Source organism: Pseudomonas sp. SWRI77 (genome assembly GCF_014269105.1).
GTDB classification, from domain to species: domain Bacteria; phylum Pseudomonadota; class Gammaproteobacteria; order Pseudomonadales; family Pseudomonadaceae; genus Aquipseudomonas; species Aquipseudomonas capeferrum.
In genome coordinates this window covers 20,637-31,654 of record NZ_JABWRV010000026.1, presented here as the reverse complement: position 1 = coordinate 31,654, position 11,018 = coordinate 20,637, and the positions used below count along the sequence as shown (strand labels likewise).

Here is an 11,018-nt window from a genome sequence, read left to right as displayed (position 1 = left end):
TGTCTGTAGGAGCGGCCTTGCGTCGCGAAAGGGCTGCACAGCAGCCCCCAGGGCCAAAAAATCAGATCCAGGAATGCCGAGCAGGCAGGGTGCCGTTGAGGTGGTAGGCCCCCACCGCGTGGTACTTCCAGCGCACCGGGTCATGCAGGGTGTGCACCCGGGCATTGCGCCAGTGGCGGTCGAGGTTGAACTCGGCAAGGGTGGCGCGGCTGCCGGCCAGCTCGAACAGCTTCTCGCTGGCCTGCAGGCTGATTTCGGTGGTCAACACCTTGGCCTCGGCCACGGCGATCGAAGCGCGGGCCGCAGCGGTTGCGTCCACTGGCGCTGCATTGACCTCATCGAGTACCCGCGCCGCCTTGCGCAGCAGCGCCTCGGCAGCGTGCAGCTCAAGCTTGAGGCGGCCGATATCGGCAATCACATACGGGTCGTCGCTGGCGCGCTCGACCTTGGCCTCGATCCACGGCCGCGACTTCTCCCGCACAAAGCGGATGGCCTCTTCGATGGCTGCTTCGGCGATGCCGGCGTCGATGGCGGCCTGGATCAACTGCGAGGCTGCCCCCTGGATATTGGGGATGTCACGCTGGCGCCAGTTGTCGATCACCAGTTCCGCGTCCACCGGCACCTGGTCGAGCAGCACGGTGCCGCTGGCAGTGGTGCGTTGGCCGAAACCGGACCAGTCATCGACGATGCGCAGGCCCGGGCTGCCACGGCGGACGAAGGCCAGGCGCTGGCGGCCCTCGTCATCCAGCGCCTTGACCGCCACCCAGTGGGCGAACAGGGCACCAGTGGAGTAGAACTTTTCGCCACTGATGCGATAGCCGTCGCCCGTGAGGGTGATCTTCGCCTTCAGGGTCAGGGTGTCTTTGGTGCCGCGCTCGGGGCCGGCGTTGCCGATGCGCCAGCCGTCCAGCACGCTGCGGAAGATCACCGCCTGCTGTGCCTCGGTGGCCGTCAGGCGCAGCAACTGCAGCATGCCGAACTGATTCTGCGGGATCTGCCCCAGGGCCGGGTCGGCGGCACTGATCAGGCGGAATACTTCGGCGACGGTTTCGAACGAGACATCAGGGCCGCCGTGGGCCTTGGGTACGCTGATGCTGCCCAGGCCGCTGCGGGTGAACTGCTCGATCTCTGCCCACGGCAGCTTGCGTTGCTGGTCGCGGCGCGCGGCCTGCTCACGGGCCACATCGGCCAGCTCGCGAGCAGCTTGCAGGGCTTCGGCGTCGTTGCGCAGCACCTTGGCTGGCAGCAGCAGGGGCGAGCTGTCGAGGTCGCTGTGGAAAAGGGTATTTGGCTGGCTGGACATCAGTACCGCTCCTTGGCTGCACTCAATGCCCTGGCGATACGCACTGGGGTGATTGTGATCCTGACCATTCCTAACCTCACAAAAGTAGTTGTGTCGCTTCAGCTGATGGCGACAGACGTTTGCTGGTCCGGTGGTCCGGTGTATATACCCTAATGGCTTATTAAAAGATTATGAACTAACCTTTTGGAATATATATAGAAGTTGAGAGGTACACAGGGTGTGCCGGCCCCTATCGCGGGCAAACCCGCGAAGAGGTCGGTGCAGGCTTACTCGGAAGCCGCAGTACCGAGAAACTTGCGCAAGAACTGCCGAGTACGTTCTTCCTTGGGCGCGGCAAACAACGCCTTGGCCTCGCCCTGCTCGACGATCACCCCCTTGTCGAAGAAGATCACCCGGTTCGCCACATCCCGCGCAAAGCTCATCTCGTGGGTGACGATGATCATGGTGCGCTTCTCTTCGGCGAGGCCGCGGATGGTGGCGAGCACTTCACCGACCAGCTCGGGGTCGAGCGCCGAGGTGGGTTCGTCGAACAGGATCACCTCAGGCTCCATGGCCAGGGCACGGGCAATGGCTACCCGCTGCTGCTGGCCACCGGACAGGCGCCGGGGGTAGGCGTCTTCCTTGCCCGCCAGGCCGACCTTGGCCAACAGCTTGCGCCCCAGCGCCACGGCTTGGTCGCGGGGCGTTTTCTTGACGATCACCGGCCCCTCGATCACGTTCTCCAGGGCAGTGCGGTGCGGGAACAGGTTGAAGTTCTGGAACACGAACCCGGCCTGCTGGCGCAACCGGCGGATCGCACTTTGCTGACCGCCCAGCGGGCGATTGGCATCGATGCTGATGGCGCCGATCTGGATCTGCCCCGCGTCGGGGGTTTCCAGCAGGTTCAGGCAGCGCAGGAAGGTGGTCTTGCCAGAGCCGCTGGGGCCGATGATGGCGACCACTTCGCCCGGCTGCACGGTAAGGTCGATGCCGTTGAGCACGGTCTGGCCCTTGAACTGCTTGGACAGGCCCTTGACTACGATCATGCTCAGTGCTCCTGGTCATGTTGGTTGACCCGCGCTTCCATGCGGTTCTGGAAGTGCGCGAGGATACTGCAAAGTATCCAGTAGATAACGGCCACAGCCAGGTACATGGTGAAGACTTCGAAGGTGCGCGCAGTAATCAGCTGGGCCTGGCGGAACAGCTCGGGCACCTGAATGGTCGCCGCCAGGGCGGTGTCCTTGACCAGCGAGATGAAGCTGTTGCCCAGCGGCGGCAAGGCTGTGCGCAAAGCCTGCGGCAAGATTGCCCGGCGCATGGCCTGGGTGCGGGTCATGCCAATGCTGGCGGCGGCCTCCCACTGGCCACGGTCGATCGAGGAAATCGCCGCCCGCAGGATTTCGCAGATATAGGCGGCCATGTTCAGCGACAGGCCGATCAGCGAGGCCGGGATCGGGTCGAGTTCGATACCGATCTGCGGCATGCCGAAGTAGATCACGAACAGCTGCACCAGCAGCGGCGTGCCCCGGAAGAACGACACGTAGATGCGTGCCAGCCAGTCCAGCGGCAAGATCTTCGACAGCCGCATCAGGGCCAGGGCAAAGCCCAGCACCAGGCCGAAGAACATGCCGCCGACACTGAGCAGCACCGTATAACCCGCGCCCTTCAGCAGGAAGGGCGTGGAATCGACAACGAGTTGCAGGCTTTCAGCGATCATTTGGTGACATCGGCACCGAAGTATTTTTCCGACAGCTTGGCCAACGTGCCGTCGGCTTTGAGCTTGTCGATGGCCTTGTTGATGGCCGCCAGCAGTTCAGGCTCGCCCTTGCGCAGGGCCACGCCGCTTTCCAGACGCGAGAAGGCGTCACCGGCCAGTTCCGTGTCCTTGGCTTTTTGCGCGTATTCCAACGCGGCCAGGCGGTCGATCAGGATGGCGTCGATGCGGCCGTTGCGCAGGTCGGCGAACTTGCTCGGGTCATCCTCGTAGGTGCGCACGTCCGCTTTCGGCACGTCCTGCTTCACCCATTGTTCGTAGTTGGTGCCCAGGCCCACGCCGACCTTCTTGCCTGCCAGGTCCTGCGCGGTCTTGATGTTCAGCTGTTCGGCCTTCTTCTTCAGGATCAGCGCCTGAATGCCAGAGACGGTGTAGGGCTCGGAGAAGTCGTACTTCTTCTTGCGCTCTTCGGAAATGGTCACCTGGTTGATCACCACATCCAGCCGCTTGGACTCCAGTGCCGCGAGGATGCCATCCCATTTGGTCGGTTGAACCTTGGCCTTGACCCCCAGCTCCTTGGCCAGCAGCTCGGAAAGCTCGACTTCGAAGCCGCTCAGCTTGCCGTTTTCGTCCTGGAAGCTGAAGGGCGGGTAGGTGCCTTCCAGACCGACGTTGATCACGCCCTTTTCCTGGATGGTCTTCAATTGCTCGCCGGCGAACGCCTGGCTGAGCAGGCCGGCACCCAGCAGGATGGCCAGGCTGGCGTTGAGTAGCGGTTTGGCGAATTTCGACATGTCAGGCCCCGCGCTTGTTGTGGAAGTGGTGGGTGGCGACTATAGAGTTGGCCGCTTAGGCCAGGAAATAATAAAAAATTATCTTATTATTCCTTTTTTGTTTTTCTGTCGAGGTAGGTCAGCTTTGAGGTTAGGCCAGGATGCTGGCGCCGTCATCGCGGCTTATGCCCTACTTAGCGCAGGATGGAATAAAGCGTTGTTTTTTCCAAGGGATGGATTTGCCGTAGAGTGGATTGCATAACGACAGATTGGCCCCAGGCAGGAGAACACCGTGAGCGAACAACCAACATCCGCCCATTGGCAGCTGCACAGCATCGTCAGTGGTTTGCGCAGCGCCCGCGAGCAGTGGCGCAGCCGCAATGGCCGCAGCATTGGCGAGCAGGGTGGGCGCGAACTGCCTTCTCGCGAGGCCATGCGGCAAGTCCTCGAACAGTTGTGCGGGGCGCTGTTCCCCATGCGGCTGGGGCCGGTCGACCTGCGTGAAGAGAGCGAGGATTTCTACGTAGGCCACACCCTGGACGCCGCCTTGACCGCGTTACTGGCCCAGGCCCGCCTGGAGCTGCGCTACGCCGCCCGGCACAGCCAGGGCGACCTGGCAGCCGTCGATGCCCAGGCCCTGCGCCTGATCCAGGCCTTTGCCGCGGCGTTGCCCAACTTGCGCGTGCTGCTCGACACCGACGTGCTGGCCGCCTACCACGGCGACCCGGCGGCGCGCAGTGTTGACGAAGTGCTGCTGTGCTACCCCGGCATTCTGGCGATCATCCATCACCGTTTGGCGCACCATCTGTACCAGGCGGGCCTGCCGCTGCTGGCCCGTATCAGTTCGGAGCTGGCGCATTCGGCAACCGGTATCGACATCCACCCCGGGGCGCAGATCGGGCCGAGCTTCTTCATCGACCATGGCACCGGGGTGGTGATTGGCGAGACGGCCATCATCGGCGAGCGTGTGCGTATCTACCAGGCCGTGACCCTGGGCGCCAAGCGCTTCCCCAGCGATGAGTCGGGGACGCTGCACAAAGGCCTGCCGCGCCACCCCATCGTCGAGGACGATGTGGTGATCTATGCGGGGGCGACGATCCTGGGGCGCATTACCATCGGCAAGGGCTCGACCATTGGCGGTAACGTGTGGCTGACCCGCAGCGTGCCGGCCGAGAGCAACATTACCCAGGCGAACCTGCAGCTCGATTGCCAGGACAAGAACTGACCTAAGCTATTTGCAGCCTGGCCCCGCGAAAGGGCCGGGCCTGCCATGTGCCGATCAGCACCGCGGTTCGCATCAAATCCCGATCCATGTTTAACTTGAACGCTTGTTCAATGACAAACGCTGGTCCGCTGCCGGTGTTCAACAGGAGGATTCCTTTGCTGAACCCGTTCATTCCGAACCTTTCGTCACTCGACGAGGTGCATGCCCGATGAGTGCACCGAACCCATCCCTTGCCAATGGCAAGATCCGCATGAACCCCCCGGTGTTCTATTTCGCGGCAAGCTTCATCCTTCTCTTCGGCCTGGTGGTCATCATCAACCCGCAAGCTGCCGGCGACTGGTTGCTGGCGGCGCAGAACTGGGCGGCCAACACGGTCGGCTGGTACTACATGCTGGCGATGACGCTGTACCTGGTCTTCGTGGTGGTCACCGCCTTGTCCGGCTACGGCAAGATCAAACTCGGTGCCGACCACGACGAACCCGAGTTCAGCTACCTGTCCTGGGCCGGCATGCTGTTTGCCGCCGGCATCAGCATCACGCTGTTCTTCTTCTGCGTGTCCGAACCCCTGACCCACATGCTGCAGCCGCCCCAGGGCGAAGCGGGCACGGCAGAGGCCGGGCGCCAGGCGATGCAGATCCTGTTCCTGCACTGGGGCCTGCACGGCTGGGGTGTGTTTGCCTTCGTCGGCATGGCACTGGCCTACTTCGCCTACCGGCATAACCTGCCACTGGCCCTGCGCTCGGCGCTGTACCCGCTGATCGGCAAACGTATCAACGGGCCGATCGGCTACGCGGTGGACGGCTTCGGCATCATTGCCACGGTGTTTGGCCTGGGCGCCGACATGGGCTTTGGCGTGTTGCACCTGAACGCCGGCCTCGACTACCTGTTCGGTATCAGCCACAGCCAGTGGGTGCAGGTGGCCCTGATCACCTTGATGATGGGGGCGGCGGTGGCCGTGGCGGTCGCCGGGGTGGAGAAGGGCGTGCGGGTGATGAGCGACATCAACCTGTTCCTGGCCTGCGCCCTGCTGCTGTTCGTGCTGTTCGCCGGCCCCACCCAGCACCTGTTCAATACGCTGATCCAGAACCTGGGTGATTACCTCGGCGCCTTGCCACGCAAGAGCTTCGACGTCTATGCCTACGGTGAAAACCGCGACTGGCTGGGCGGCTGGACGGTGTTCTACTGGGCCTGGTGGATTGCCTGGGCGCCCTTCGTGGGCTTGTTCATTGCGCGCATCTCGCGTGGCCGTACCATCCGCGAATTCGTCTTCGGCGTGTTGCTGATCCCCCTGGGCTTCACCCTGGCGTGGATGTCGATCTTCGGCAACAGCGCCCTGGACCAGGTCATCAACCACGGCATGACCGCGCTTGGCCAGTCTGCCCTGGATAACCCGTCGATGAGCCTGTACCTGCTGCTGGAAACGTATCCCTGGAGCAAGGCGGTGATCGCGACGACGGTGTTCATCAGTTTCGTGTTCTTCGTCACTTCGGCCGACTCGGGCACCGTGGTGTTGTCGACCTTGTCGGCCAAGGGCGGTGACCCGGATGAAGACGGGCCTAACTGGTTGCGGATCTTCTGGGGTGCGATGACCGCGCTGATCACCAGCGCGCTGCTGTTTGCCGGCAGCATCGATTCGCTGAAGTCGGCGGTGGTGCTGACCTCGCTGCCGTTCTCGCTGATCTTGCTGTGCATGATGTGGGGGCTGCACAAGGCGTTCTACCTGGAGTCCCAGCGGCAGATCGCGCAGATGCATTCGCTGGCCCCGTTCGCCCAGTCACGCCGCGGGCGTGGTGGCTGGCGCCAGCGCCTGAGCCAGGCGGTGCACTTTCCGTCGCGTGATGAGGTGTACCGCTTCATGGACGACGTGGTGCGCCCGGCGATTGCCGATGTGCGTGAAGTGTTCGAGCAGAAGGGCCTGGTGCTGATTACCCAGGACGACCCCAGCCATGACAACGTCAGCCTGAAGATCGGCCATGGTGAAGAGCAACCGTTCATCTACCAGGTGCAGATGCGTGGCTATTTCACGCCGTCGTTTGCATTGGGTGGGCTGGGTACGCAGGAGTTGAAAAACCGCCGCTATTACCGGGCGGAGGTGCACCTGAGCGAAGGCAGCCAGAACTACGACCTGGTGGGCTACAGCAAGGAGCAGATCATCAACGACATCCTCGACCAGTACGAGCGGCACATGCAGTACCTGCACCTGGTCCGCTAGACCCTAACGGCCGCTCCCACAGATTCCGCACAATGCCTGAGAGCAGCGGGGTACTTGTGGGAGCGGCGGTGCGGCGATCCGACTTGCCCCGCGAAGAGGCCGGTGCAGGCCCCATCAATTTTCAGAACGGCGCATCCCCCAGGATCGTCGCCCGGTGCATCACCCGCCGCTCAGGCCGGTAATCATCCACCGCAAAATGCTGGGTCACGCGGTTGTCCCAGAACGCCACATCATTTTCCTGCCAACGCCAGCGAATGCTGAACTCCGGCCGTGTCGCATGGGCGAACAGCAGCTTGAGCAACGCTTCGCTTTCATACTCGTTCAACGCGTTGATGCGCGTGGTGAACCCCTCGTTGACGAACAGCGCCTTGCGCCCGCTCACCGGGTGGGTGCGTATCACCGGGTGCGACAGCGGCGGGTTGTTGCGCCGTGTCGCCTCCCAGCGCGCCAGGTCTTCGGGCGTTGTGCCAAACCGTTCGAGCGGGAATGACTTGGTGAAGTCGTGGGTAGCGGTGAGCCCGTCGAGCATCGCGCGCAACGGCGCCGACAAGGCTTCCAGCGCGGCAATACCACTGGCCCACAGGGTGTCGCCGCCATACGCCGGCAGCTGCTTGGCGCTGAGTACCGCGCCCAGGGCCGGGGTCGGCAGAAAGGTCACGTCGGTGTGCCATACCGCATTGTCGCGCACGTCGGTGACCGCCGTGTCGAGTACCAGCACCTGCGGGGTTTCGGGCACGTTGGGGTAGATCGGGTGGATGTGCAGGTCACCAAAGCGGGCAGCGAAGCTGGCCTGCTGCTCCGGGTTGAGCGGTTGCTCGCGGAAAAACAGCACCTGATGCTTGAGCAACGCCTGTTCGATGGCATCGCGCTGCTCGGCGGTGATAGCGCGGCTGATGTCCACGCCGCTGATCTGCGCGCCGAGCGCCGGGCTGAGAGGGGTGATGGTCAGGCTCATGTCGGTCTCGATCTGTTCTGTGGGCGCCGAAATGCCGGCGTGGTCAGTGGCTTTGCCCGTGCCAGGGCACCAGTTTGCGTTGCAGGGCGCGCAAGCTCATCTCCAGGGCAAAGGCGATCAGGGCGATCAGCAGGATGCCCAGCACCACCACGTCGGTGACCAGGAACTGCGCCGCCGACTGCACCATGAAGCCCAGGCCGCTGGTGGCGGCGATCAGTTCTGCGGCCACCAGGGTCGACCAGCCCACGCCCAGGCCGATACGGATGCCGGTGAGGATGTCGGGCAATGCGCTGGGCAGGATCACGTGACGGATCAACTGCGCCTTGCTGGCGCCCAGCGACTGCGCAGCGCGCAGCTTGGTCGGGTCGACAGTGCGCACGCCGGTAGCGGTGGCGATGGCAATCGGGGCGAAGATCGCCAGGTAGATCAGCAGCACTTTCGACAGCTCGCCAATGCCGCACCAGATGACGATGAGCGGCAGATAGGCCAGCGGCGGGATAGGGCGGTAGAACTCGATCAGCGGGTCGAGAATGCCCCGCGCCACGCGGTTGTAACCGATGGCGATACCGACCGGAATGGCGGTCAGGGTCGCGGCCACCAGGGCCAGGCCGATGCGGCCCAGGCTGGCGCCCAGGTGCTGCCACAGGCTGGCATCCATGTAGCCTTGGGTCAGCAGGGTCCAGGCCCTGGCCAAGATGTCGCCGGGCGAGGGCAGGAACAGCGGCTCGATCCAGCCAGCTGCCGTCACCAGCCACCAGACCAGCAGCAGGCTGGCCAGGGTCAGGGTGCTGATCCAGCGGGTGGAAAGCGGGCGGCGTGTCTTTTCGGCAGGCCGGGTGTGGCTATCGTGCTTGCCGTTGACCGGCAGGTCCAGGCTGCTCATGCGCGCTCCTGCAGGCTTTGGCGTTGGGAGAAGACCCGCGCCAGCACATGCTCGCGGGTTTCGATGAAGCGTGGGTCGGACTTGATCGCCCGGGCCGACTCGCCAGCGGCATAGCGCTGGCCGAAGTCCAGTTGCAGGCGCTCGACCACACGGCCGGGGTTGGGGGCCAGCAACACCAGCTCGCTGGCGAGGAATACGGCTTCTTCGATGTCGTGAGTAATCAGGAACACCGGCTTGGCGGTGCGCTGCCAGACCTGCAGCAGCAGCTCTTGCATCTGCTCGCGGGTGAACGCGTCGAGTGCGCCGAACGGTTCGTCCATCAGCAGTACCCGTGGGTCGGCCGCCAGCGCGCGGGCAAGGCCCACACGCTGCTTCTGGCCACCGGACAATTGCCAGATGCGCCGCTCGGCGAACCCTTCCAGGTCGACCAGGGCCAGCATCTCGCGGGCCTTGGTTTCACGTTGCGCGCGCGGCACGCCGGCCAGCTCAAGGCCGAAGGCGACGTTGCCCAGCACGTTCTGCCAGGGCAGCAAGGCGTCGTCCTGGAACACCACGCCGCGTTCGGCGCCTGGGCCTTTGACCGGCACGCCGTCCAGGCTGATGCGCCCGCCGCTGGGGGCCACGAAGCCGGCGATCAGGTTGAGCAGCGAAGTCTTGCCGCTGCCGGACGGCCCCAAGGCCACCAGCAGTTGGCGTGGCCCCAGGCTCAGGTTGATGTCGGCCAGCACCGGGGTGCTGGCGCCGGGGTACTGTGCGCTGATGCGCTCCAGTTCAAGCAAGGCCATGGCTGGCTCCGGGTCAATTAGGCAGGAACTTGGCGCTGACGTACGGCGAGTAGTCCGGCAGCACGGCGTCGACCTTGCCTTGCTGCTTGAGGAAGTTAGCCGTGTCGGTCAGTGCTTTGGTGGTTGGCGCACCCAGGGCGTTGGCCTGGTCTGCGGCCAAGGGGTAGACGTTGCCTTCCAGCAGTACCGGGATATCGCTGGCCTTGGCGCCGGACAGCTTGACCAGCTTGGCCACGTTGTCTTTGTCGGCCAGCCAGGCTTGCGGGTCTTTGCGGTAGTCGGCGTAGGCGTCGAGGGTGACCTTGGCGAAGGCCTTGACCACGTCGGGGTGCTTGTCGGCGAAGTCCTTGCGCACGATCCAGGCGTCGAAGGTAGGTGCGCCTTTTGCGGCCAGTTCACCCGAGGTGATCAGCACTTTGCCGTTTTCCTTGGCCACGCCCAGGGCCGGGTCCCAGACGTAGGTGGCGTCGATGTCACCGCGCTTCCAGGCCGCAATGATGGCCGGTGGTGCGAGGTTGAGGATCTGCACCTTGGTGGGGTCGATGTTCCACGCCTTGAGCGCCGCCAACAGGCTGTAGTGGCCGGTGGAGACGAAGGGCACGGCGACTTTCTTGCCGATCAGGTCTTGTGGCGTCTTGATGGTGTCGCGCGCCACCAGCGCTTCGCCAGCACCAATCTGGGTGGCGATCAGGAAGGTTTCGACCGGCAGCTTGCGGGTGGCGGCGGCGGCCAGGGGGCTGGAGCCGAGGTAGCCAATTTGCACGTCACCGCTGGCCACGGCGGTGATCACATCGGCGCCGTTGTCGAATTTGCGCCAGTCGATGCTGGCCTTGCTGGCTTTTTCGTAGTCGCCATCAACCTGGGCCACTTTGGCCGGGTCGACTGTGGTCTGGTAAGCCACGGTCAGGTCAGCAGCCTGGGCCAACCAGCTGGTGCTGGCGAGAGTCAGGGCGGCGAACAGGCGCAGCGGAGCGTGCGGGATCATGGTGAACCTCTCGTCAGGCAATCGATGTGATGGATGGCGAGAAGACTAAATGATCTAAAAAATAGAAAATAAATAACTTTTTAGAATTAGCTTAGGAGCCAATTGCTGTAAGGCAGGAGCGGCAAGAGCAGGGAATCGCCGGTGACCTGTCTCAATGGCGAAAACCGAGAGGACTGCTAGGCTCTTTGCCCCTTAGACCCGGCT

The 11,018-nt window shown here is 63.7% G+C and carries 10 protein-coding genes; 2 read left to right on the top strand and 8 right to left on the bottom strand.

The genetic code is table 11. The features are described 5' to 3' along the window. Nucleotides 1–61: 61 nt before the first annotated feature. The 4 genes from HU766_RS21660 to tcyJ form a co-directional block, all read right to left on the bottom strand. Entirely contained in the window at nt 62–1,303 is a 1,242-nt protein-coding gene (locus HU766_RS21660; protein WP_095064957.1) for an SfnB family sulfur acquisition oxidoreductase, read from the bottom strand. Nucleotides 1,304–1,569: 266 nt separating this feature from the next. Beyond that, nucleotides 1,570–2,328, bottom strand: coding sequence for an L-cystine ABC transporter ATP-binding protein TcyN (gene tcyN, locus HU766_RS21655; protein ID WP_186660463.1), 759 nt, complete (start codon nt 2,326–2,328; stop codon nt 1,570–1,572). Between the two features lie 2 nt (nt 2,329–2,330). Then, entirely contained in the window at nt 2,331–2,999 is a 669-nt protein-coding gene (tcyL, locus tag HU766_RS21650; protein ID WP_033703258.1) for a cystine ABC transporter permease, read from the bottom strand. Further along, nucleotides 2,996–3,790, bottom strand: a complete 795-nt coding sequence (gene tcyJ, locus HU766_RS21645; protein ID WP_095064963.1) for a cystine ABC transporter substrate-binding protein — start codon at nt 3,788–3,790, stop codon at nt 2,996–2,998. The genes tcyL and tcyJ overlap by 4 nt, the downstream gene beginning before the upstream one ends. 271 nt (nt 3,791–4,061) lie before the next feature. On the opposite strand from tcyJ, the gene epsC reads away from it, so the two are divergent. Next, a complete protein-coding gene (gene epsC / locus HU766_RS21640) occupies nt 4,062–4,994 on the top strand; it encodes a serine O-acetyltransferase EpsC (RefSeq protein WP_186660461.1) in 933 nt (310 codons plus the stop codon). Between the two features lie 250 nt (nt 4,995–5,244). Beyond that, entirely contained in the window at nt 5,245–7,206 is a 1,962-nt protein-coding gene (betT, locus tag HU766_RS21635) for a choline transporter BetT (protein ID WP_167334472.1), read from the top strand. 121 nt (nt 7,207–7,327) lie between these two features. On the opposite strand, the gene tauD is transcribed toward betT, so the two are convergent. From tauD to tauA, 4 genes are read right to left on the bottom strand one after another with little or no spacing between them, the layout of a single operon-like run. Then, on the bottom strand, nt 7,328–8,161 hold the full coding sequence (tauD, locus tag HU766_RS21630; protein ID WP_033703251.1) for a taurine dioxygenase: 834 nt from the start codon (nt 8,159–8,161) through the stop codon (nt 7,328–7,330). Nucleotides 8,162–8,204: 43 nt separating this feature from the next. Further along, complete coding sequence (gene tauC / locus HU766_RS21625; protein WP_033703249.1) at nt 8,205–9,044, bottom strand: taurine ABC transporter permease TauC; 840 nt, start codon at nt 9,042–9,044, stop codon at nt 8,205–8,207. Continuing rightward, nucleotides 9,041–9,829, bottom strand: coding sequence for a taurine ABC transporter ATP-binding subunit (gene tauB / locus HU766_RS21620; RefSeq protein WP_186660459.1), 789 nt, complete (start codon nt 9,827–9,829; stop codon nt 9,041–9,043). Before tauB ends, tauC begins: the two co-directional genes overlap by 4 nt. Before the next feature lie 13 nt (nt 9,830–9,842). After that, complete coding sequence (gene tauA, locus HU766_RS21615) at nt 9,843–10,814, bottom strand: taurine ABC transporter substrate-binding protein (RefSeq protein ID WP_033703247.1); 972 nt, start codon at nt 10,812–10,814, stop codon at nt 9,843–9,845. Nucleotides 10,815–11,018: the final 204 nt, after the last annotated feature.

Bases quoted from the DNA above. Each gene is read 5' to 3' on its own strand.
- betT (WP_167334472.1), top strand. From the start codon at position 5,245: ATGAACCCCCCGGTGTTCTATTTCGCGGCAAGCTTCATCCTTCTCTTC.
- tauD (WP_033703251.1), bottom strand. From the start codon at position 8,161: ATGAGCCTGACCATCACCCCTCTCAGCCCGGCGCTCGGCGCGCAGATC.
- HU766_RS21660 (WP_095064957.1), bottom strand. From the start codon at position 1,303: ATGTCCAGCCAGCCAAATACCCTTTTCCACAGCGACCTCGACAGCTCG.
- tauB (WP_186660459.1), bottom strand. From the start codon at position 9,829: ATGGCCTTGCTTGAACTGGAGCGCATCAGCGCACAGTACCCCGGCGCC.
- tcyN (WP_186660463.1), bottom strand. From the start codon at position 2,328: ATGATCGTAGTCAAGGGCCTGTCCAAGCAGTTCAAGGGCCAGACCGTG.
- tcyJ (WP_095064963.1), bottom strand. From the start codon at position 3,790: ATGTCGAAATTCGCCAAACCGCTACTCAACGCCAGCCTGGCCATCCTG.
- tauA (WP_033703247.1), bottom strand. From the start codon at position 10,814: ATGATCCCGCACGCTCCGCTGCGCCTGTTCGCCGCCCTGACTCTCGCC.
- tcyL (WP_033703258.1), bottom strand. From the start codon at position 2,999: ATGATCGCTGAAAGCCTGCAACTCGTTGTCGATTCCACGCCCTTCCTG.
- tauC (WP_033703249.1), bottom strand. From the start codon at position 9,044: ATGAGCAGCCTGGACCTGCCGGTCAACGGCAAGCACGATAGCCACACC.